Annotated in this window: 20 protein-coding genes; 13 read left to right on the forward strand and 7 right to left on the reverse strand. The window is 68.9% G+C overall.

Features of this window, described 5'->3' with window-relative positions; genetic code table 11:
- Window positions 1–101 precede the first annotated feature (101 nt).
- Window positions 102–1,262: a CaiB/BaiF CoA transferase family protein gene (locus QTH86_RS21645; protein WP_286648214.1), complete on the reverse strand. Its 1,161-nt coding sequence runs from the start codon at window positions 1,260–1,262 to the stop codon at window positions 102–104.
- Window positions 1,259–2,452, reverse strand: a complete 1,194-nt coding sequence (locus QTH86_RS21650; RefSeq protein ID WP_286648215.1) for a pyridoxal-phosphate-dependent aminotransferase family protein — start codon at window positions 2,450–2,452, stop codon at window positions 1,259–1,261. The genes QTH86_RS21645 and QTH86_RS21650 overlap by 4 nt, the downstream gene beginning before the upstream one ends.
- Before the next feature lie 261 nt (window positions 2,453–2,713).
- On the opposite strand from QTH86_RS21650, the gene QTH86_RS21655 reads away from it, so the two are divergent.
- The 9 genes from QTH86_RS21655 to QTH86_RS21695 are packed head-to-tail and all read left to right on the forward strand — an operon-like array spanning window position 2,714 to window position 12,674.
- On the forward strand, window positions 2,714–4,153 hold the full coding sequence (locus QTH86_RS21655) for an amidase (RefSeq protein WP_286648216.1): 1,440 nt from the start codon (window positions 2,714–2,716) through the stop codon (window positions 4,151–4,153).
- A 52-nt stretch (window positions 4,154–4,205) separates the two neighbouring features.
- Window positions 4,206–5,777 (forward strand): ABC transporter substrate-binding protein, encoded by a 1,572-nt coding sequence (locus tag QTH86_RS21660; protein WP_286648217.1) that lies wholly within the window; start codon window positions 4,206–4,208, stop codon window positions 5,775–5,777.
- Between the two features lie 31 nt (window positions 5,778–5,808).
- Window positions 5,809–6,750 (forward strand): ABC transporter permease, encoded by a 942-nt coding sequence (locus QTH86_RS21665; protein ID WP_286648218.1) that lies wholly within the window; start codon window positions 5,809–5,811, stop codon window positions 6,748–6,750.
- A gap of 6 nt (window positions 6,751–6,756) precedes the next feature.
- Window positions 6,757–7,638: an ABC transporter permease gene (locus QTH86_RS21670; protein ID WP_286648219.1), complete on the forward strand. Its 882-nt coding sequence runs from the start codon at window positions 6,757–6,759 to the stop codon at window positions 7,636–7,638.
- A 1-nt stretch (window position 7,639) separates the two neighbouring features.
- Window positions 7,640–9,283: an ABC transporter ATP-binding protein gene (locus QTH86_RS21675; protein WP_286648220.1), complete on the forward strand. Its 1,644-nt coding sequence runs from the start codon at window positions 7,640–7,642 to the stop codon at window positions 9,281–9,283.
- Window positions 9,280–10,206: a 2-hydroxyacid dehydrogenase gene (locus QTH86_RS21680; RefSeq protein WP_286648221.1), complete on the forward strand. Its 927-nt coding sequence runs from the start codon at window positions 9,280–9,282 to the stop codon at window positions 10,204–10,206. The genes QTH86_RS21675 and QTH86_RS21680 overlap by 4 nt, the downstream gene beginning before the upstream one ends.
- A gap of 35 nt (window positions 10,207–10,241) precedes the next feature.
- Window positions 10,242–11,228, forward strand: a complete 987-nt coding sequence (locus QTH86_RS21685) for an alpha/beta hydrolase fold domain-containing protein (protein WP_286648222.1) — start codon at window positions 10,242–10,244, stop codon at window positions 11,226–11,228.
- Window positions 11,229–11,244: 16 nt separating this feature from the next.
- Window positions 11,245–11,910 carry an FMN-binding negative transcriptional regulator gene (locus QTH86_RS21690; RefSeq protein WP_286648223.1) on the forward strand — a complete coding sequence of 222 codons (666 nt, stop codon included), beginning with the start codon at window positions 11,245–11,247 and terminating at the stop codon, window positions 11,908–11,910.
- Window positions 11,907–12,674, forward strand: coding sequence for a class II aldolase/adducin family protein (locus tag QTH86_RS21695; protein ID WP_286648224.1), 768 nt, complete (start codon window positions 11,907–11,909; stop codon window positions 12,672–12,674). Before QTH86_RS21690 ends, QTH86_RS21695 begins: the two co-directional genes overlap by 4 nt.
- A 16-nt stretch (window positions 12,675–12,690) precedes the next feature.
- Here QTH86_RS21695 and QTH86_RS21700 read toward each other — a convergent pair whose 3' ends face one another.
- Window positions 12,691–13,473, reverse strand: a complete 783-nt coding sequence (locus QTH86_RS21700) for an IclR family transcriptional regulator (RefSeq protein ID WP_286648225.1) — start codon at window positions 13,471–13,473, stop codon at window positions 12,691–12,693.
- Between the two features lie 216 nt (window positions 13,474–13,689).
- Here QTH86_RS21700 and QTH86_RS21705 point away from each other — a divergent pair, with 216 nt between their 5' ends.
- Window positions 13,690–14,391, forward strand: coding sequence for a DUF899 family protein (locus QTH86_RS21705; protein ID WP_286648226.1), 702 nt, complete (start codon window positions 13,690–13,692; stop codon window positions 14,389–14,391).
- Window positions 14,392–14,404: 13 nt separating this feature from the next.
- Here QTH86_RS21705 and dkgB read toward each other — a convergent pair whose 3' ends face one another.
- From dkgB to QTH86_RS21720, 3 genes are all read right to left on the reverse strand, one after another.
- On the reverse strand, window positions 14,405–15,217 hold the full coding sequence (dkgB, locus tag QTH86_RS21710) for a 2,5-didehydrogluconate reductase DkgB (protein WP_286648227.1): 813 nt from the start codon (window positions 15,215–15,217) through the stop codon (window positions 14,405–14,407).
- A 49-nt stretch (window positions 15,218–15,266) separates the two neighbouring features.
- Complete coding sequence (locus QTH86_RS21715; protein WP_286648228.1) at window positions 15,267–16,469, reverse strand: MFS transporter; 1,203 nt, start codon at window positions 16,467–16,469, stop codon at window positions 15,267–15,269.
- A gap of 91 nt (window positions 16,470–16,560) precedes the next feature.
- The gene (locus QTH86_RS21720) at window positions 16,561–17,460 is read right to left on the reverse strand and encodes a LysR family transcriptional regulator (RefSeq protein ID WP_286648229.1); all 900 of its coding nucleotides are present in this window, start codon (window positions 17,458–17,460) and stop codon (window positions 16,561–16,563) included.
- Window positions 17,461–17,571: 111 nt separating this feature from the next.
- Here QTH86_RS21720 and QTH86_RS21725 point away from each other — a divergent pair, with 111 nt between their 5' ends.
- Genes QTH86_RS21725 through QTH86_RS21735 form a run of 3 tightly spaced genes read left to right on the forward strand, consistent with a single transcriptional unit; the run spans window position 17,572 to window position 20,520 of the window.
- Window positions 17,572–18,366: an SDR family NAD(P)-dependent oxidoreductase gene (locus tag QTH86_RS21725; protein ID WP_286648230.1), complete on the forward strand. Its 795-nt coding sequence runs from the start codon at window positions 17,572–17,574 to the stop codon at window positions 18,364–18,366.
- Window positions 18,367–18,395: 29 nt separating this feature from the next.
- Complete coding sequence (locus QTH86_RS21730) at window positions 18,396–19,595, forward strand: L-dopachrome tautomerase-related protein (RefSeq protein WP_286648231.1); 1,200 nt, start codon at window positions 18,396–18,398, stop codon at window positions 19,593–19,595.
- Between the two features lie 37 nt (window positions 19,596–19,632).
- Entirely contained in the window at window positions 19,633–20,520 is an 888-nt protein-coding gene (locus QTH86_RS21735; protein WP_286648232.1) for a LysR substrate-binding domain-containing protein, read from the forward strand.
- A gap of 9 nt (window positions 20,521–20,529) precedes the next feature.
- Here the strand turns inward: QTH86_RS21735 and QTH86_RS21740 are convergent, their stop codons facing one another.
- A complete protein-coding gene (locus tag QTH86_RS21740) occupies window positions 20,530–20,892 on the reverse strand; it encodes a hypothetical protein (protein ID WP_286648233.1) in 363 nt (120 codons plus the stop codon).
- Between the last annotated feature and the right edge of the window lie 83 nt (window positions 20,893–20,975).

Consider the following 20,975-nt stretch of genomic DNA (forward strand, 5'->3'; position numbering starts at 1 on the left):
CGCATCGGTGCGGGAGTGCCCCGGTGCAGAGCCTCCACTGTCGCAAGCCGCTGTTGCAGGGGCATTGCGCGCGCGCAAGCCTTTGCTTCAACTGAAATATGTCAGCACCCAACGGACACCGACCACTCGGCCGCGATGTCGGCCATCGCGTCCTGACCCAGCGTGGGCGCCAGCCGGCGGATGCTGCCCGGCGTGCGCGAGAAGCGGGTGGCGATGCCCAGCCCGGTGAGCGCGCCCTCGGTCGGGTGCTGATGCGACTGCACCATGCCGGCCTCGTGCAGGTGCGGGTCGGCCATCACGGCGTCCATCGACAGCACTTCCGAATGCGGGATGTCGGCCTCGGCCAGCAGCGCGAGCCACTGCGCGGTGCTGCGCTCGGCGACCAGGTCGGCGAGCATGCCGTAGAGCGTGTGGATGTTACGGCTGCGTTGCGCGGGCTCCATGTAGCGCGGGTCTTCCGCCACCTCCGGCCGGCCGGCCAGGCGGAAGAAGCGCTGCCATTGCGCCGTGGTGTAGGGCAGTAGCGCGATGAAGCCGTCCTGCGTGCGGTAGGGGCGGCGCGCGCTGGAGAGCAGGCGCTCGTAGCCCATCGGGCCTTCGGGCGGGTCGAAGGTGCGGCCGGCCAGGTGTTCCATCATCCCGAAGCCCACCAGCGTCTCGAACATCGGCACCTCGATGGCCTGGCCGAGGCCCGAGCGCTCGCGTTCGTACAGCGCCATCGCCACTGCCCAGGCGATGGTCAGGCCGGCGGTCTTGTCCGCGATGATGGTGTTGACGTAGGCCGGCTCGCCGGTCGTGGCGTTGGCCTGGATGGCGGCGATGCCGCTCATCGCCTGGATGATGTCGTCGAAGGCCGGCCGGCCCGCGTAGCGGCCCTGTTCCGAGAAGCCGTAGGCGCCGCAGTAGACGAGCCGCGGGTTGAGCGCGCGCAGCGCGGCGTCGTCCAGGCCCAGGCGTGCCATCGACTTGGGCCGCACGTTCGACACGAACACATCGGCGTCTTTCACCAGCGCGCGCAGGCTCGCCGCGTCGTCGGGCGACTTGAGGTCGAGCACCACGCTGCGCTTGTTGCGGTTGAAGTTGAGGAAGGGCGCGCCCATGCCCGCGTGGCGCGCCGGCCCGGCATGGCGGAAGACGTCGCCGTCGCGCGACTCGATCTTGACCACGTCGGCGCCCATGTCGCCCATGATCTGCGTGGCATACGGCCCCATTGCGACCGAGGTGAGGTCGATGACGCGAATGCCCTCGAGCGGCCCGCTCATGACGCGCTGCCTGCGGCCAGCACGCGCACCGCGCGCGCCACGCCGGGGCCGAAGGGAATGCCCTGCACCGTCATCGCGGCTTCGACGCCCGCGAGGCAGCCGAGCACCATCGGTGCGTTGAGGTCGCCCAGGTGGCCGATGCGGAAGAGGCGCCCGGCCAATGCGCCGAGCCCGCCGGCGATGCCGACGTGGAAGCGCTCGCGCGCCACGCGGCGCAGCGCTTCGGGGTCGATGCCTTCCGCGACCGCGATGGTGGTGACAGACACCGACCGCGCGGCGGGCACCTGCACGTGGAAGGACAGGGCGCCGCCTTCGCTCCAACCTTCGACCGCCGCATGCACCGCGTCGGCCAGCAGGCGGTGCCGCGCGATCACGGCGTCGAAGCCTTCGTGCGCCACCAGCGCGAGCGCGGCCTCGAGCCCGAACAGCATCGCCTGCGGCGGTGTGCCCGCGAACTTGCGGTAGTTCAGCTCGCTCTGTCGGCGCTGCCAGTCCCAGTAGTAGCGCGGCAGCGTGTTGGCACGCGCGACCTGCATCGCCTTGTCGTTCACCGCGACGAAGGACAGGCCGGGCGGCATCATCAGCGCCTTCTGCGACGCGCCGATGGCCACGTCGACGCCCAGCGCGTCCATCGCGAAAGGCGCTGCGCCGAGCGAGGCCACCACGTCGACCACGAACAGCGCCGGGTGGCCGGCCGCGTCGAGTGCCGCGCGGAAGGCAGCGAGGTCGCCGGTCACGCCGCTGGCCGTGTCGGTGTGCACGGCGAACAGCGCGACGATTTCACGCGCTTCATCGGCGCGCAGCGCTTCTTCCACCGCCTGCGCGCTCGCCGGGTGGCCTTCGACCCACGGCGTGCGCCGCACGCGCACGCCCAGCGCCTCGGCGTGCAGCGCCCAGGTCTCGGCGAACGGCCCGCTGCCCGCCATCAGCACGCAGGCGCCCGGCGCCGCGATGTTCGTGATGGCCGCTTCCCAGGCGCCGTGGCCGTTCGCCGCATACATGAACACGTCGTGCGCCGTGCCGAAGACCTGCTTCAGCCCGCTTTCGCAGCGCGCGATCAGCGAATCCAGCGCCGGGTCACCCAATTCCATGGGCTGCGTGCTCATCGCGTCGAGCACCGGTTTCGGCAGGTGGGTGGGGCCGGGCGCATGGAGGAAGGCGGCGCCGGGAACGCGGGGTGAAGAGGTCACGGTGGAAATCCTGGAAACGTGAAAAGTAGTGGCCCGCGAAAAAGCGCGCACGGAGTTTGCTTATGTAGATTGATTAGCAATCTTTAAGTATCGCAAAGTGATACATAAAAGGCATCTTGCACGTTTTGAAGGCGTTTGGACAGCAGGGTTAGTACGGGGCGCACCGGGATTGCCCCGCTGCACCGAATCGGCGAACATTATCTAAATACGATATTTAAGAATCGCAATGCAATACATTGAACATCGACAGGAAACGAAGGAATGAAGACACTGGATCCACAAGCGTACGAGTCGCTGGACGGCCTGGCCATGGCTGAGCTGTTGGCGCAAGGCAGGACCACCCCCGAGGCGCTCATGCGCTGCGCGATCGACGTCGCGCGCCAGCGCGCCGACCTCAATGCGCTGACCTACGAGCGCTTCGACGCCTCGATCGACCTCGCGCACGGCTGGCGGCAGCGCGGCGTGTTCGGCGGCATCCCGTTCCTTCTGAAGGATTCGGGCCTGGCGTCGACGCGCTTCCCGTCGAGCATCGGCTCGCGCCTGCTCGACGACACCACCTACACGGTCAATGCCACGCTGACCGAGCGCTTCGAAGCGGCCGGCCTGCTGGCCTTCGCGCGCAGCACCGTGTCGGAGCTGTGCATGGGCCCGTCGACCGAGGCCGTGCGCAACGGCGGCCCGACGCTCAATCCGTGGGACCGCAGCCGCTCGGTCGGCGGCTCCAGCGGCGGTGCGGCGGTGGCGATCGCCGCGGGCATCGTGCCGATCGCGCACGGCAGCGATGGGGGCGGCTCGATCCGCCTGCCGGCCGCCAGTTGCGGCGTGTACGGCCTGAAGCCCTCGCGCGGCCGCGTGCCGATGGGCCCGTTCCGCGGCGAAGGCTGGGGCGGCATGGCGGTCGACGGCGTGTTGAGCCGCACCGTGCGCGACACCGCCGCCGCGATGGACGCCATCAGCGGCTACGAACCCGGCGCCCCCTACGGCGCGCCGCCGAAGGAAGGCAGCTACCTCGAACTGGTCACGCGCGCACCGACGAAGCCGTTGCGCATCGGCGTGTGGCGCCACGCGTGGAACGACATCCCCATCGCGCCCGAATGCCTGACCGCGGTCGACCGCACGGTCGCGCTGTGCCGCGACATGGGCCACGAGATCGTCGAGGTGCCGCTGCCCGACATCGACTACGACGGCTTCATCCGCGCGCACGGCACCATGCTGGCGTCGAACATCGTGGTGGCGGTCGACAACCGCGTGAAGCTGCGCGGCCGGCCGCTCGGCGACGACGACATCGAGGAAGTCATCCGCGACGGCTATGCGGTGGGGCAGGGCCTCACGGCCGCGCAGTACGTCGAGTCGATCCAGCGGCTGCACGCCATCGGCCGCGCCTTCGACCATGCGATGCGCGACTGCGACCTGGTCGTCAGCACCACGCTCACGCAGCTGCCGATGCCGCTCGGCGAACTCGCGCTCAGGGGCGGCTTCTGGGACTTCCGCAAAAAGGTGTCGCGCTATGCGACCTTCCTGGCCGTCATCAATGCCTCGGGCCAGCCGGCTGCGACGCTGCCGATGAACTGGACCGACGCCGGCGTGCCGATCGGCACCCAGCTCATCGGCCGCTTCGGCCGCGAAGACCTGGTGCTGGCGCTGTCGGCGCAGCTCGAACAGGCCGCGCCGTGGGCGCATCGCCGTCCGGCCTTCGCCTGACCGCTTGACGCCTCCCTGTCCCTTTCATCCCACCCCTCCCCGAAGGAATCGTATGAAGAAGAACCTGCTCCTCGCTGCTGCCCTGTGCGCGGCCCTGGTCCTGCCCGCGCTGCCCACCGCCGCGCAGGCCCAGACCTCGGTCAAGGTCGTGATGCATGCGCCGCTGCGTGTGCTCGACCCCATCTTCACCAACGCCTACGTGACGCGCAACCACGGCTACTTGGTGTTCGACACGCTGTTCTCGCTCGACAACGAAGGCAAGCCGCAGCCGCAGATGGTCGACAGCTACAAGCTCTCGGCCGACAAGCTGACCTACACCTTCAAGCTGCGCAACGGCCTGAAGTTCCATGACGGCTCGCCCGTCACGTCGGACGACGTCATCGCGTCGATCACGCGATGGGCGGCGCGCGACGGGCTGGGAACCCGCCTCCTGGCCACGACGGAGAAGATGAGCGCGGTCGATGCCTCGACCTTCACGCTGCAGCTGAAGAAACCCTACGGCCTGGTGCTCGACTCGCTCGCCAAGCCCGGCTCGCCGGTGCCCTTCATCATGCCCAAGCGCCTGGCATCAACCTCGCCCAACGAGGCGATCACCGAGATGGTCGGCTCCGGACCGTACAAGTTCGTGCAGGGCGATTTCCAGCCGGGCGTGAAGGCGACGTACCTGAAGTTCGCCGACTACGTGCCGCGCAAGGAGCCGGCCGCCAACTTCTCCGGCGGCAAGGTCGTGACCATCGACCGCCTCGAAGTCGTGAACATCGCCGACGGCCAGACCGCGGTCAATGCGCTGCGCAACGGCGAGATCGACTTCATCGAGAACGTCGCGCCCGACCTGCTCGAACAGCTCGTCGGCGCGAAGAACGTCAAGGCCGAGCCCAAGAGCCGCGAGACCAACATGTACACGCTGCGCATGAACTGGCTGCAGCCGCCGTTCGACAATGTGAAGGTGCGCCGCGCCGCCATGGCCGCGCTGTATCAGCTCGATTACCTCGACGCCTCCATCGGCGACCCCAAGCGCTACCGCGTCTGCGGCGCGGTGCTCAGCTGCGGCTCGCCCTACAAGACGGACGACGGCGCCCCGCAGGTCCACAAGCCCGACCTGGCCAAGGCCAGGCAGATGCTCAAGGACAGCGGCTACAAGGGCGAGAAGGTCGTGGTGCTGCATTCCACCGACGTGCGCAGCCTGGTCAACATCGCACCCATCACGGCGCAGGCGCTGCGCAGCATCGGCATGAACGTCGACATGCAGGCGATGGACTTCACCACGCTGCTGGCCCGCCGCACCAAGAAGGACCCGGTCGACAAGGGCGGCTGGAGCATCTTCCAGTCGAGTTTGGCGACGGTCGACCTGATCAACCCGGTGGCCAACCCCAACCTCGACGGCCGCGGCGAGATCGGCTACGCCGGCTGGACCAAGGACGACACGATGGAAGCCCTGCGCGACCAGTTCGCCACCGAGACCGAGCCGGCCAAGCGGGCCGACATCGCCAAGGCGATCCAGAAGCGTTCGTACGAGGAGGTGATGTACGTGCCGCTCGGTGAAGTCATCGAATACAAGGCCTACACGCCGAAGATCGGCAAGCTGGTCGACGCGCAGCTGCCGCTGTTCTGGTCGAGCAAGTGACGCGCGAAGCCTTCTCGACAAGGAGAGCCCCGTGCTGAGCCTCGTCCTCAAACGGCTGGTGGCGGCCATCCCGGTGGTGCTCATCGTGGCCACCGTGGTGTTCCTGCTGCTACGCATGGCCCCTGGCGACCCGGCGCGCGTCATTGCGGGCGACATGGCGAGCGAAGAGACCATCGCGCAGATCCGCACCAACCTCGGGCTCGACCGACCGCTGCCCGTGCAATACGGCATCGCGATGGGTTCGCTGGTCAAGGGTGACCTCGGCACGTCGATCGTGTCGAAGCAGCCGGTGGCCTCGCTGATCGCCGCGCGCATCGGCCCGACCGCCGCGCTCGCGCTCACGTCGCTGCTGCTCACCGTGCTGATCGCCATCCCGCTGGGCGTGCTGTCGGCCTGGTGGCACCGACGCACCTTCGACCGCCTGACGATGGCGCTGACGGTGCTGGCCTTCTCGGTGCCGGCCTTCGTGGTCGGCTACGTGCTCATCCTGCTGTTCTCGGTCACGCTCAACTGGTTTCCGGTGCAGGGCTACGCGCCGCTGGCCGACGGCGTGGGGCGCTTCCTGTACCAGCTGGTGCTGCCGAGCCTGACGCTGGCGACCGTGTTCGTTGCGCTCATCACGCGCATCACGCGCGCCAGCATGCTCGACGTGCTGGGCGAGGACTTCGTGCGCACCGCGCGCGCCAAGGGCGCCCCCGAGCGCTACGTGCTGTTCCGCCATGCGCTGCGCAATGCGGCAGCGCCGATCGTCACCGTGGTCGGCGTGGCCATCACCACGCTCATCAGCGGCGTGGTCGTGACCGAGACCATCTTCAACATCCCCGGCGTCGGCAGCCTGATCGTCGACGCGGTGCTGGCGCGCGACTACCCGGTGGTGCAGGGGACGATTCTTTTCTTCTCGTTCATCTACGTGTTCGTGAACCTGGCGATCGACCTGATTTACGTGCTGCTCGATCCGCGCATTCGCTACTGAAATGTCATGACCATGACCGTTGCCCTCTCTCCGCCACCCCGCTCGCGTCTGCGTGCCGCCGCCCGCGTGGTGTTGCACGACCGCGTGATGCTGTGGTCGCTGCTTCTCCTGCTGCTGCTCATCGCCGTGTCGGTGTTCGCGCCGCTGCTCACCGCGAACGACCCGGCCATCTTGTCGCCGCGCGACCGCCTCAAGGGTGTGTCGGCCGCGCACTGGCTGGGCACCGATTCGCTCGGGCGCGACCTGTTCGCGCGCATCATCTACGGCGGTCGCCTGTCGATCACGCTGGCCGTGCTGGTGAGCGTGAGCTCGGTGATCGTCGGCCTGCTCTTCGGCCTCGTGGCTGGCTTCTTCCGCCGGCTCGACGCGCCGATCATGCGGCTGATGGACGGCATCATGGCCATCCCCGGCCTGCTGCTGGCCATCGCGATGGTGGCGCTCGGCGGCGCGCAGATCTCGACCATGGTGCTGGCCATCGCCATCCCCGAGGTGCCGCGCATCGCGCGTCTGGTGCGCAGTGTGGTGCTGTCGGTGCGCGAGGAGCCGTATGTCGAAGCGTCGTTCGGCATGGGGTCGTCGACGCTGCGCGTGCTGGTGTGGCACATCCTGCCAAGCACCATCAACCCGCTGGTGGTGCAGGCGACCTTCGTCTGCGCCGCGGCCATCCTCACCGAAGCCGTGCTGGGCTTTCTCGGCCTGGGCTTTCCGCCCGAGGTGCCGAGCCTGGGCAGCATCATTGCCGAGGGGCGGCCGTACTTCCAGCGCGCGCCGTGGATCATCCTTTTCCCCGGCACTTTCCTGGCACTCTTGATCCTGGCCATCAACATGTTCGGCGACGCGCTGCGCGACCGGCTCGACCCGCGCCTGGCGCGCAAGGGCAGGAACTGAGATGACCACTTCTACCACCCCCATCCTCGAAGTCCGCCACCTCCACGTGCGCCTGCCGGGCACCAGCGACCGCACCTACGCCGCGCAGGACATCAGCCTGACCGTCGCACCGAAGGAGATCGTCTGCATCGTCGGCGAATCCGGCTCGGGCAAGTCGGTCACGGCCGGTGCCGTCATGGGCCTGCTGCCCCCCGGCGTGCTCACGCTGGAGAGCGGGCAGATCCTGCTCGAGGGCCGGGACATCACGCACAGCACGCGCGGCCAGCTGCGCGCCTTGCGCGGCGACCGCATGGCGATGATCTTCCAGGAGCCGATGACCGCGCTGAACCCGCTGATGCGCGTGGGCGACCAGATCGCCGAGGTCTTCGAGTTCCATCAGCCCTCGCTCAACGCGGCGCAGGTGGCCGAGCGCGTGCTGGCGCTGCTGGTCGACGTGAAGCTGCCGTCGCCCGAGACGCTGCGCAGTGCCTTCCCGCACCAGCTCTCCGGCGGGCAGCGGCAGCGCGTGATGATCGCGATGGCGCTGGCGATGAAGCCGGCGCTGATCATCGCGGACGAGCCCACCACCGCGCTTGACGTCACCTCGCAGGCGCAGGTGCTGCGCCTGCTGAACGAGCTGCGCGACAAGCACGACAACGGGGTGCTCTTCATCACGCACGACTTCGACGTGGTGGCCGAGATCGCCGACCGCGTGATCGTCATGCAGCACGGGCGCATCGTCGAGAGCGGCAGCGCCGCCGAGGTGCTGCGCAACCCGCAGCAGCCCTACACGAAGAAGCTGCTGGCAGCGGTGCCGCGCGGCGACTTCGGCGCCCGGCCGCAGGACGGCACGACCGACACCGTGCTGTCGGTCAAGGACCTGCGCGTGCGCTACGAGACGGCCAGCTTCTTCGCCTCGCGCCGCCGCGTGGTGAATGCGCTGGGCGGCGTGACGCTGTCGCTGGCGCGCGGCGAAACGCTGGGCATCGTCGGCGAGTCGGGCTCCGGCAAGACCACGCTGGGCCGCTGCCTGGCGCACATGGCGGCACCGACCTCGGGCCAGATCCTGCTCGACGGCATCGACGTGACGCACCTCAATCGCTCGCAATGGCGTGCCCACTGCAAGCGCGTGCAGATGATCTTCCAGGACCCGTACCGCTCCTTCAATCCGCGCATGAAGATCGGCGGTTCGCTGGCCGAAGGGCCGATGAACTACGGCGAGTCGCGCGAAGCCGTGCAGGCACGCATGCTGCGCATGCTGGCGCTGGTGCAGCTGGACGCGAGCGCGCTGGATCGTTTTCCGCACGAGTTCTCCGGCGGCCAGCGGCAGCGCCTGTCGATCGCCCGCGCGCTGATGATGGAACCCGAGGTGCTCATCGCCGACGAGGCGGTGTCTGCCCTCGACGTGTCGGTGCAGGCGCAGATCCTCGACCTGCTCGAGGAGATCCGCGAACGCCTCGGGCTGAGCATCATCTTCATCACGCACGACCTGCGCGTCGCGGCACGGCTGTGCCACCGCATCGCGGTGATGCAGCAGGGTGTGGTGGTCGAGCTGGGCTCCGCACGCGCGGTGTTCGAGCAACCGATGGCCGGCTACACCCGTGAGCTGCTCGCCGCCATTCCCGGCAAGAAGGCCCACGCCGAGGCACTGGAGGCCGCGGCATGACGCGCGTCGCCCTCATCAGCCAGTCGGCCAACCTGGCGTACTTCGGCCCGCTGCTGCAGGCCGCCGCGCCCGAGCTCGAGGTCGTGGTCTGGCCCGACCCGGCCTTCCGCGAAGCCGAGGTCGCGATGTGCTGGAACGCGCCGCCCGGCGTGTACACCGAGATGCCGAAGCTGCAGCTGGTGCACAGCATCGCGGCCGGCGTCGACAACGTGGTCGCGGGGCAGGACCTGCGGGGCCTGCCGGTGTGCCGCGTGGTCGACCCCCAGCTGGCCGAAGGCATGGTGCAGTACGTGCTGTGGTCGGTGCTGTACTTCCACCGCAGCCTCGACGTCGCCTTTGCCAACCAGCGCAGGGCGGTGTGGAAGCGGCCGGTGCAGACGCCGGCCTTGCAGTGCCGCGTCGGCGTGATGGGCCTGGGCAAGCTCGGCGGTGCCATCGTGCGGCAACTCGTCGCGCTGGGCTACACGGTCAACGGCTGGTCGCGCAGCGCGCATGCCATCGACGGCATGGCGATGTTCACCGGGCCGGAGGCGTTCGATGCCTTCCTCGCCGAGACCGATGTGCTGATCTGCGTGCTGCCGCTGACCGACGCCACGCGCGGCATCCTCGGTCGGCGCACCTTCGACAGGCTGCCGCGCGGCGCCGCCATCGTGAACTGCGGCCGCGGCGAACACCTGGTCGCGAACGACCTGCTGGGCGCGCTCGACAGCGGCCAGCTGCGCGGCGCCGTGCTCGACGTGTTCGCGCAGGAGCCGCTGCCGGCCGATGACCCGCTGTGGCGCGCGCCCGGCGTGGTCGTCACGCCCCACATGGCGACCATGGCGTCGTCGGCCGTGGTGGCCGAGCAGGTCGCGCACAACGTGCGCCGGCTGGTCGCCGGCGAGCCGCTCGCCAACGTAGTCGACATGGGCCGCGGCTACTGATGCTTCCCTCGTACCGATTCTTCCCTGGAGACCCCATGCGTTCCGCAGACCCCGCCATTTCCGTTCCCATCCCGACCCGCTCTAAGCTGGACCCGCAGGTCGAGCAGTTCGTCCGCGCCATGGACGCCGACGCCAGCCGCTTCGGCCGGCGCGAAACGGTGTCGATCGCCGAGGCGCGCGACATCGCCGAGACGGTGCGCCGCCGCTGGGTCGAGGGCGGCCCGGTGATGGCCAATAGCGTCGAGCACACGGTGCCCACGCGCCACGGCGAGGTGCTGATCCGCGCGCACTACCCGCAGGTGCGTGCGCTGCCCGGCGTCTTCGTCTACCTGCATGGCGGCGGCTTCGTGCTGGGCAGCCTGGACACGCACGACCGCGTGATGCGCGAATATGCGCAGCGCGCCGGCATCGTCGTCATCGGCGTGCACTACACCCGCGCACCCGAGGCCAAGTTCCCGCGGCCGATGCAGGAGTGCGCCGACGTGCTGCGCTGGGTGTCCGCCCACGGCGAACTGCTGGCCGTCGACACGTCGCAGCTCTTCGTCGGCGGCGATTCGGCCGGCGCCATCTTCTCGATGGGTGCGAGCCTGGAGATGCGCGACCGCGGCGAAGCGCTGCTCAAGGGCATCGTGCTGAACTACGGCAGCATGAGCAGCAACCTGTGCCGCAACTCGGTCATCCAGTACGGTGGCGGTGACTACGGCCTGTCGCTGATGAGCATGGTGTGGTTCCGCGCCATGCACTTCACCAGCGGCGCCGACTTCACCGACCCGCGCATCGACATCCTGCGCGCCGACCTGCGCGGCCTACCGCCGACCTGGATGGTGGTGGCCGAGTGCGACCCGGTACACGACGACATGATCGAGCTCGACCGCCTGATGCGCGAGGCCGGCAACGACGTGCGGAAGAAGGTCTACCCCGGCGCGGCCCACAGCTTTCTCGAGGCGGTGTCGATCTCCGACCTGGCGGTGGAGGCCTTCGAGGACACCGCGCGCTGGCTGCGCGAGAAGTCGGCCGCCTGAGGCCCGGGGATCCGCCATGTACCAACAACCGGCCTACGCCGAATCCGACATCGCCGCACTGCATGCCGGCATGCACGCGTGGAGCTTCGCCACGCTGGTCACCCACGGCCGCAGCGGCCTCCAGTCGACGCCGCTGCCCTTCCTGTTCGATGCCGACCGGGGGCCGCAGGGCACGCTGGTCACGCACCTCGCGCGCCACAACCCGGTCTACGCCGACCTGCGCGAGGCCAACGAGGTGCTGGTGATCTTCCAGGGGCCGCACGCCTTCGTCTCGCCGAGCTGGTACGAGAACCAGATGACCTTTCCGACCTGGAACTACACGCTCATCCACGCGCGCGGCAAGCCGGTGCTCGACGAGTCGGAAGCGGCAGTGATGCGCACGCTGCGCCGCACCGTCGCGCGCTACGACACGCCGCTGGGCGGTGCGTGGAATTTCGAAGCGATCCCGATGTCGCATACCGGATCGCGCCTGAAGGTCATCGGCGTGCTGGAGATCCCGATCACGACGCTGTCGGGGAAGATGAAGCTGAACCAGGACAAGTCGGTCGAAGACCGGCGCGGCGTCGTGGCGGCGCTCGAGGCGCTGGGCGAGCCCGACGGCCTGGCCGTGGCACGGCTCATCCGCGCGCAGCCCGACATGCACGACGCCTTTCCTTCCCAACCCATCGCGAGCCCGCCATGAACCTTGCCGACCTTCCGCTTTCTCATGCTGCCGACGCCAGCGCCGCTCCGGCCGAGCCCACCGAGGCGCAGGTGCGCCACGACCTCGCCGCGCTCTACCGCCTGATCGCGCACTTCAAGATGACCGACCTGATCGACACGCACATCAGCGCGCGCGTGCCGGGGCCGGAACACCACTTCCTCATCAACCGCTACGGCGTGCTGTTCCACGAGATGCGGCCCGAAGACCTGGTGAAGATCGACACCGACGGCAACCCGGTCGACCCCGGCGACGCCGACGCCAACCGCGTGAACGCGGCCGGCTTCACGATCCACTCGGCCATCCACATGGCCCGGCATGACCTCAGCTGCGTGATCCACACGCACACGGCCGACGGCATGGCGGTGGCCTGCCGCAAGAAGGGGCTGCTGCCCATCACGCAGCATGCGCTGCGCTTCTACGACCGGCTGGGCTACCACGACTACGAAGGCATCGCGCTCGACCTGGCCGAGCGCGAGCGGCTGGTGGCCGACATGGGCACCCACAAGGCGATGATCCTGCGCAACCACGGCCTGCTGGCCGCGGGCCGCACCATCCCCGAAGCCTTCGTGAACATCTACTTCCTCGAGCGCGCCTGCCAGGCGCAGGTCAAGGCGACGATGGGCGGCGACGAGCTGGTCTACCCGTCGGCCGAGGTGTGCGAGCGCACGGCGCGGCAGTTCGAGCGGCCGACCGCGATGGCGTACTGCGAGCGCGTGTGGAAGGCGGCGCTGCGGCTGCTGTAAACCGATCAGGCGCCGATCAGGACAGCCCGGGCTTGCCGCTCAGCGCCCGGGTCGCGCCGATCAGCATCGGCGAGAAGCGCTTGGCGAATTCTTCGACCGTCCAGTCGGCGAGCGAGCCGGAGATGTCGATCGCCGCGATGGGTTGGCCTTCGTGGTCGAGCACCGCGCTGGCCAGGTTGATCTCGCCCAGCATGCTTTCTTCGGAGGCCAGCGCGTAGCCGTCCGCCCCGGCCTGTGCCACCAGTTCGCGGATGCGGGCCGGATCGGTCACGGTGCGCGAGGTGAGCGGCGTGGCGGTCGAGCGAGCGATGATGTCGTCGACCGCCTCCGCTGGCAGGTGCGACATCACGGCACGGCCGCTGGCCGTGTGGATGGTCGCCAGGCGCCGGCCGATCAGCGTCGTGGTGTAGGTCTGGCGCTTGGTCTGGCGGCGCAGCGCGAAGATGATGGTGAGGTCGTCGAACAGGCTCAGCTCGACGCGTTCGCCCGATTCCTTCTGCACGTCGACGATCAGCGGCGTGGCGCGCTCCAGCAGCGGCACGCTGCGCAGGTAGTCGAAGGTGCGCTCCAGGATCTTCTTGCCGAGCACGAAGCCGCGGCCGTTCACGCCGCGTTCCAGGTAGCCCAGGGACACCAGCGTGTACGCCATGCGCTGCGCAGCGCTGCGGTCCATGTCGCAGAAGGTGGCAATGTCGTTGAGGCTCAGCGGCGACGGATGGTCCGCGAAGCACTCGAGCACGCGCATGCCCTTGGCCAGCGATTGGATGTAGAGCGTGTCGGTGCGGGGAGCGGTTGTCATCGTGGGGGTGGGCAGCGCGACCCCAGCGGCCGCAGCGCCTGAGGATAACGCGCAAATGTATTGCGATGCGCCCACGGTCGATCGAATGTCGATCTTGTGAGGAAGGTGTATGGCGATGCAGGATGGGACTGTCGCCGGGCGTTTCGCTTGGCCTACGCCTGACAGACCGTCGACGGCCGAACCTGCTCGACGAGACGACCCAAGGAGCACGATCCAATGTCCGATGCACGCCGACCCGCGGCCGACTTGGCCGCCCATGCCAGGACGCCTTTTCCCGGCGCCTCTGCCGCCTACGACGCCGCCCGCCAGGCGCTGCTCGCCGAGGAGATCGAGTTTCGACGGCATGCCACTCGTCTGGTCGCGCAGCGCCAGGCGCTGCCGCCCGGCCCCGTCATCGAGAAGAACTACCGCTTCAAGGACGAGCAGGCCTTCGAGGTCGGGCTGCGCGATCTGTTCGGCGACAAGGACACGCTGGTCACCTACTTCTGGATGTATGGCCCGCAGCGTGAGCGGCCCTGCCCGATGTGCACCAACTGGCTCGGCGCGGTGAACGGCAACGCCGCCGACATCAAGCAGCGCGTGGCGCTCAAGATCCTCGGGCGCTCGCCGGTCGAACGGCAATACGCCTTCGCGCAGGAGCGTGGTTGGCGCGACCTGAATTTCGTGCAGACGGTCGGCGACGACTGGGCGAAGGACCTGGGCGTGCTCATGCCCGACGGCAGTGAATACCCCGCGCTCACCGTGTTCCGCCGCGATGGCGACACGGTGCGGCTGTTCTGGGCCAGCGAGATGACCGGCGAAATGGCCGACCCCGGCCAGGACCCGCGCGATTCGCCGGACATCGCGTCGCTCTGGTCCATCCTCGATCTCACGCCCGACGGTCGGGGCACCGACTGGTACCCGAAGCTCAACTACTGACGGACCGTGCCGGTCAGTCCCAGGCCGGTGCCAGGCCTTCGGGGCTGGTGAGGCGTTCGTTGCGGTCGAGTGTGGCGATCTGCGCCATGTCGGCATCGCTCAATGTGAGTTGCTGCGCCAGCAGATTGCTCGCCAGGTTCTCGCGCTTCGTCGACGACGGGATCACCGCGTAGCCCAGCTGCATGGCCCAGGCCAGCACCACCTGCGCCGGCGTCGCGCGGTGCGCTGTCGCGATGGCCTCGATCACCGGATCCTTCAGCGCCTTGCCGTAGGCCAGCGTCATGTACGAGGTGATGTGGATGCCCTGGCTCTTCGCGAAATCGACGACCTTGCGGTTCTGCAGGAAGGGCGACAGCTCGATCTGGTTCGTCGCGATATTCTCCGCGCCCACCGCTGCGATGGCCTCCTTCATCAGCGCGATGTTGAAGTTGGAGATGCCGATGCGCTTCGTCAGTCCCTGCGCCTTGGCGTCCATCAGTGCACCCATGAACTCGGCGACGGGCACCTCGTTCTTGGGCGAGGGCCAGTGGATCAGCGTCAGGTCGACGTGCGTCGTGCGCAGCTTCGAGAGGCTCTCCTTCAGGCTGGGCAGCAGCTTGTCCTTGGCGTAGTTGGCGGTCCAGATCTTGGTGGTGATGAAGATGTCGTCGCGCGGCACGCCGCTGTCGGCGATCGCCTGGCCGACCTCGGCTTCGTTGCCGTAGATCTGCGCCGTGTCGACAAGCCGGTAGCCGAGTTCGAGGCCTGTCTTGACCGAGTCGATGACGACCTGGTCCTTCAGGCGGAAGGTGCCGAGGCCGAAGGCGGGAATGGTGTTCGTGTTCATGGGGTTCCTTGTCGATGAAATGGGAGGATGGGTCGGTTGAAAACGGGCGTCAATGGCCGACTGGCACGGGGCCGCTCGAACGCACCGGGATTCCGCTGCGGCGGTCCAGCACGCCACTCCACTGCGTGATGCCCAGCGAAACCAGCACCACCAGGGCGCCGATCCACGGCGTGTGCATCAGCCCCAGGTGCGTGACGATCAGGCCGCCGGCCCAGGCCGCGCCGGCGATGCCGAGGTTGAAGGCCGCGATGTTCAGGCCCGAGGCCACGTCGACCGCCTGCGGCGTGAAGCGCTCCGCCTGCTTCACCACGTAGACCTGCAGGCCCGGCACGTTGCCGAAGGCGACGGCGCCCCAGGCCAGCACGGTGGCCAGCGCCAGCCACTTGTGCGGCGCGGTGAACTGGAAGACGAGCAGCACGGCGGCCAGCAGCGCGAAGATGATCTTCAACGCCGGGATCGGGCCCAACCGGTCGGCCAGCTTGCCGCCCCAGATGTTGCCCACGGCCACCGACACGCCGTACACCAGCATCACCCAGCCGACCGCGCCGGCGCTGAAGCCCGCCACGTCGGTGAGGATCGGCGCGAGGAAGGTGAAGGGAATGAACGAGCCGCCGTAGCCGATGGCGGTCTTGGCGTACACCAGCAAGAGGCGCGGTTCGGCCAGCACCCTGGCCTGCTGCACCAGCGAGGCCGGCGCGCTGTGGCGGATGTCGTTCGGCACGAAGATCCAGCTGCCGATGAAGGCGATCACGCCCAGCCCCGAGACGGCGAGGAAAGTCTCGCGCCAGCCGAAGTGCTGGCCGATGAAGGTGCCCAGCGGCACGCCCGTGACCAGCGCCACCGTGAGCCCGGTGAACATGATCGCGATGGCGCTCGCCGCCTTCTCCCTGGGCACCAGGCCGGTGGCGATGGTCGAGCCGATCGAGAAGAACACACCGTGCGCCAGGCCGGTGAGGATGCGCGCCGCCACCAGCGTTTCGTAGCTGGGCGCCTGCCAGGCCAGCAGGTTGCCGGCGGTGAAGAGCGCCATCAGGCCGAGCAGCAGCGCCTTGCGCGGCACCTTGCCGGTCAGCGCGGTGAGCACCGGCGCGCCGACGGCGACACCGAGCGCATACAGGCTGACCAGCAGGCCGGCCGAAGGCAGACCGATGCCGAGGTCGGCCGCCACGGTGGGCAGCAGGCCGACGATCACGAACTCGGTCGTGCCGATGGCGAAGGCGCTGAGGGTCAGCGCCAGAAGGGCAATGGGCATGGAAGCACTCCGTTGAAGAATTGCGACGGAGTGTCGGCCGATCGTCCTTGCAGAAAAACCCGCTATTCAGCCAAAGACTGTTGATGAAAGATCAAGAGTCAGGTGGGCGCGTGCCGAACCACTGCTTCAGGAACTGGACGCACGCGACCACCTTGCGCGGCGCCAGCCGGCGATCCGGATAGACCGCGTAGAGCCGCAGCGGCGGCCGTTTTGTCTCCGGGAACAGCTCCACCAGCGCGCCGGCACCGAACTCCGGCTGGGCGACGAAATCGGGCAGCACCGCGATGCCCAGGTCGGCCAGCACCAGCCGCTTGAGAAAGGGCGTGCTGTTGGCGCGCATGGCGGGCGTGACGGACACGTGCGTCTGCCCGGCGTGATGCAGCGGCCATCGCGCCCCGGCGGTAGCATAGGCATAGGAGAAGCAGGCATGGGCGCCCAGTTCATTGGGTGAGCCGGGGCGGCCGTGCCGGGCGATGTAGCCCGGCGAGGCACAGACGTGCAAGGCGAATTCGGCGATGCGTTGGGCGGTGTAGCTGGAGTCCTTCGGGTCGGTCGTTGCGCGCAGGCCCAGGTCGAAGCCTTCCTGCAACAGGTCGACATGCCGGTCGCCGAATTCGACGTCCAGCTCGACCCGCGGGTGCGCCGCGGCGAAGGCCGCCAGCGCCTCGCCCAGGTCGGCCAGACCCAGTGCCATCGGCGCGTTCAGCCGCAACCGGCCGGAGGCCGCACCGGCCGCGCCGGCGGCCTCGGCATCCGCGTCTTCCATCGCGCGCAGCACCGCGGCGGCGCGTGCGGCATAGCCCGCGCCGACCTCCGTCAGCGACACGCGGCGCGTGGTCCGGTGGAGCAGCTTCGCGCCCAGCGACTGCTCCAGTTCGGCGATCGCCTTGCTCGCGGCCGACGCCGAAATCTCCAGCTCTGCGGCCGTGGCGGAAAAGCTCTGCAGCTGCGCGAGGCGGGTGAAAAGTCGCAGGGTGCTCAGTCGATCCATCGCGTGATTCTTTCCTTGGCGTGGATTGTCCCTGCACGAGCGGCCCATTTATCCGCGGGGCTTGCGGCCCTAACTTCGCTCCTCGATTCACCACGCCTCAACGGACATTCCATGGATCTGCAACTCACAGGCAAGACCGCCCTCGTCACCGGCGCCACCGCCGGCATCGGCCTGGCCATCGCACGCACGCTGGCACGCGAAGGCGTGGCCGTCACCCTCGTCGGCCGCAGCGGCGACAAGCTCGCGGCGGCGCGCGATGCCATCATGGCGGCGGTTCCACGCGCCGAACTGACGCTGATCACGGCCGACGTCGGCACCGCCGTCGGCGTCGCCGCGCTGGCCCAGGCGCAGCCGCACGTCGACATCCTGGTCAACAACCTCGGCTTCTACGAGGCCAAGCCCTTCGCCGAGATCAGCGACGAGGACTGGCTGCGCATGCTCGACGTCAACGTGATGTCGGGTGTGCGCCTGTCGCGCCACTACTTCCCGCGCATGCTGCAGCGCAATTGGGGCCGCGTGATCTTCATGTCGAGCGAGGTCGGCGCCTTCACGCCGCCGGACATGGTGCATTACGGCGTCAGCAAGTCGGCGCAGTTGGCCGTCTCGCGCGGCATGGCCGAGCTCACCCAGGGCACTGGCGTCACGGTCAACAGCGTGCTGCCCTCGGCCACCCGTTCGGACGGCATCGTCGCTTACCTGCGGCAGACGGCGCCGCGCCCTGGCATGAGCGACGCGGAGATCGAGGCGAACTTCTTCGCCACCTACCGGCCCAGTTCGCTGATCGCCCGAATGATCGAACCGGAGGAAGTCGCCGCGATGGTGGCGTTGCTCGCCAGCCCGCTGGGTGCGGCCTCCAACGGCGCAGCGGTGCGTGTCGAAGGCGGGACCTTCCGCTCGATTCTGTGAGCGCCCCCCACCCTTCACGCGACGCGACCATGACCCGACGACACGCCCTTTCCCGACGCCTCGCCGCCGTGCTGATCCTGGCCACGCCGGCCCTCGCCTGGGCCGACACCGGCCTCGAGCGCTGGCGCAGTTACACCGGCGTCAGCTGGAGCGCCCCCGCGGCCGACGGCACCGATCCGAAGCCCTTCGCCCACTCGGTCGGCGCACCCATCGCCGGCTTGCACTTCGACGCGCGCGGCACGGCCTACGTCAGCACGCCCCGGCTGGTGTCGACCGCCGCACCCGCCACGCTGAGCCGGCTCGACACCGCGGCGCGCACCGGGCCGGCACGGCTCACGGCTTTTCCCTCGACTGCGGCCAACGCCACCGATGCGGCGCCGGCGGAACATCTGCGCAACGTGCTGGGTTTTCACGTGGACCGCAAGAACGGCTGGCTCTGGGCGCTCGACCTGGGCTTCGTCGCCGGCGAAGCCGAATCGCCGCCCGGCGCACAGAAGCTGCTGGTGATCGACCTGGCCTCGGGCCGCACCGTGAAGCGCATCGCGCTCGACGGCGTGGCCGACCGGAAGGGCAGCTTCCTCAACGACGTGGCCGTCGACGAGACACGCCGCGTGGCCTACATCGCCGACAGCGGCTTGCGCAGCGCCCCGGCCAACCAGGTGGGCCTGATCGTCGCGGACTTCGCGTCGGGCACGGCGCGGCGGGTGCTCGACCGGCATGCGGCGCTGCAGGTGGAGCCAGGTGTGAAGACCATGTCGCATGGCGGCGAGGTCTGGCCGGGCAATCCGCTGCTGCTGGGCATCAACGGCGTGGCGCTGTCGCCCGACGCCGGCACGCTGTACTGGACGGTGACGACCGGCACGCGCCTGCGCAGCCTGCCTACCGCGCTGCTGCGCGATCGGCGCAACGACGACGCCCGGCTGGCCGCTGCCATCCGCGACCTGGGCATGGTCGGCGGCAACACCGACGGCATCGTGACCGATGCGACGGGCTCGCTCTACATCACCGACGTGACGCGCAACGGCATCGTGCGCTACACGCCGCGTGATCAGGCCATGACCCTGCTGGCGCAGGACGAGCGCGTGTATTGGCCCGACACGGCGGCCATCGGCCCGGGCGGCGACCTGTTCTTCACGGCCAGCGCGCTCAATCAGCATTTCGCCGGCGCGGTGAAGGCGGGTGAGGAGCGCTACGACATCTGGCGGCTGCCGCTCCACGCCGAACCTTGAGGTCTCCTGGTGGCGGCTGCGCCAGAATCCGCCTTCCATGAAGACCACCCTCGAAGAACTGCAGGCGTTCACCGCCGTGGCCGGTGCCGGCTCGATCACGGCGGCCGCCGAGCAGCTGGGCCAGACGGTGTCGGGCGTGAGCCGTGCGCTGGGTCGGCTCGAGAAGAAGCTCGACACCACGCTGCTGCGCCGCACGACGCGCCGCATCGCGCTCACGGAAGAGGGCGCGGCCTTCCTGGCCCATGCACGCGCCATCCTCGCGTCGATCGACGAGGCCGAGGAACTGATGGCCGCGCGCCGCCAGAAGCCCGCCGGCCGGTTGCGCGTGAACGCGGCGACGCCCTTTATGCTGCACGCCGTCGTGCCGCTGGTGCCGGAATTCCGCCGCGCCTACCCGCAGATCACGCTGGAGCTCGACACCGACGAGCTCAACATCGACCTGCTGGAGCGGCGCACCGACATCGCGATCCGCATCGGCGCGCTGCGCGATTCCACCTTGCACGCGCGCCCGCTGGGCACCAGCCGCATCCGCGTGCTGGCGAGCCCGGCCTACCTGGCTGCGCAGGGCCGGCCGAAAACCGTGGCGGCCCTGGCCAGGCACACGCTGCTTGGCTTCACGCAACCGGAGTCGCTCAACCGCTGGCCGCTGCGCGGGGCGCACGGCGACGAATGGCAGATCGCGCCGGACCTCACGGCGTCGAGCGGCGAGACGTTACGTCAGCTGGCGCTGCAGGGCGCGGGCATCGTCTGCCTGTCGGACTTCATGACCGCCGGCGACCGCACGCGCGGCGATCTGGTGCAACTGCTGGCCAAGGACACGGTGGACGTGCGGCAGCCGCTCAACGCGGTGTACTACCGCAACACGCAGTTGGCGGCGCGCATCGCGTGCTTCCTGGACTTCCTGGCCGCACGGCTCGGTCATTGAGCCAGCGGGTCAGGCCTTGCTTTTCTTGTGGGGGCCGAGTTCGCCGCTCGCCGTCATGCGTTCGGCGCGGTCCAACGCGGCTTCCAGCACCTCGATGGTGTTGGTGCCGCTGCGCAAGCGCCGCGATTCGTGGCGCATCAGCTCGGCCGTTTCTTCGCCCGCGAGTTGCTGCAGCTGCGACATCAACTCCCGCCGACGGCGCACCAGCGCGACCACCGGCGTTTCACGCGGTTGACGCAGGCGCAGCACGAGCACCGCGACGAACAGCACGCCCAGGGCCATGGCGATCCATGCCCAAGCCGGAAACCACGGTAGCCAATCTGCCAAATCGATGCCCTCGTTGTACGCCGCCCAGTCGTCGGGCGGCGACACCACTCTAGGGTGGGAGGGCGAGCGCGCGAGTCGGGCATTCGGATGAAAGAGCATCGGCGTTGTCCGACGCGCCGCCCCGACCC

The organism is Variovorax sp. J2L1-78 (assembly GCF_030317205.1).
Lineage (GTDB): Bacteria > Pseudomonadota > Gammaproteobacteria > Burkholderiales > Burkholderiaceae_C > Variovorax > Variovorax arabinosiphilus.

Excerpts from the sequence above, each read along its gene's own strand:
- QTH86_RS21645 (WP_286648214.1), bottom strand. The coding sequence starts at position 1,262 with ATGAGCGGGCCGCTCGAGGGCATTCGCGTCATCGACCTCACCTCGGTC.
- QTH86_RS21655 (WP_286648216.1), top strand. The coding sequence starts at position 2,714 with ATGAAGACACTGGATCCACAAGCGTACGAGTCGCTGGACGGCCTGGCC.
- QTH86_RS21660 (WP_286648217.1), top strand. The coding sequence starts at position 4,206 with ATGAAGAAGAACCTGCTCCTCGCTGCTGCCCTGTGCGCGGCCCTGGTC.
- QTH86_RS21670 (WP_286648219.1), top strand. The coding sequence starts at position 6,757 with ATGACCATGACCGTTGCCCTCTCTCCGCCACCCCGCTCGCGTCTGCGT.
- QTH86_RS21675 (WP_286648220.1), top strand. The coding sequence starts at position 7,640 with ATGACCACTTCTACCACCCCCATCCTCGAAGTCCGCCACCTCCACGTG.
- QTH86_RS21680 (WP_286648221.1), top strand. The coding sequence starts at position 9,280 with ATGACGCGCGTCGCCCTCATCAGCCAGTCGGCCAACCTGGCGTACTTC.
- QTH86_RS21685 (WP_286648222.1), top strand. The coding sequence starts at position 10,242 with ATGCGTTCCGCAGACCCCGCCATTTCCGTTCCCATCCCGACCCGCTCT.
- QTH86_RS21690 (WP_286648223.1), top strand. The coding sequence starts at position 11,245 with ATGTACCAACAACCGGCCTACGCCGAATCCGACATCGCCGCACTGCAT.
- QTH86_RS21695 (WP_286648224.1), top strand. The coding sequence starts at position 11,907 with ATGAACCTTGCCGACCTTCCGCTTTCTCATGCTGCCGACGCCAGCGCC.
- QTH86_RS21700 (WP_286648225.1), bottom strand. The coding sequence starts at position 13,473 with ATGACAACCGCTCCCCGCACCGACACGCTCTACATCCAATCGCTGGCC.
- QTH86_RS21705 (WP_286648226.1), top strand. The coding sequence starts at position 13,690 with ATGTCCGATGCACGCCGACCCGCGGCCGACTTGGCCGCCCATGCCAGG.
- dkgB (WP_286648227.1), bottom strand. The coding sequence starts at position 15,217 with ATGAACACGAACACCATTCCCGCCTTCGGCCTCGGCACCTTCCGCCTG.
- QTH86_RS21715 (WP_286648228.1), bottom strand. The coding sequence starts at position 16,469 with ATGCCCATTGCCCTTCTGGCGCTGACCCTCAGCGCCTTCGCCATCGGC.
- QTH86_RS21720 (WP_286648229.1), bottom strand. The coding sequence starts at position 17,460 with ATGGATCGACTGAGCACCCTGCGACTTTTCACCCGCCTCGCGCAGCTG.
- QTH86_RS21725 (WP_286648230.1), top strand. The coding sequence starts at position 17,572 with ATGGATCTGCAACTCACAGGCAAGACCGCCCTCGTCACCGGCGCCACC.
- QTH86_RS21730 (WP_286648231.1), top strand. The coding sequence starts at position 18,396 with ATGACCCGACGACACGCCCTTTCCCGACGCCTCGCCGCCGTGCTGATC.
- QTH86_RS21735 (WP_286648232.1), top strand. The coding sequence starts at position 19,633 with ATGAAGACCACCCTCGAAGAACTGCAGGCGTTCACCGCCGTGGCCGGT.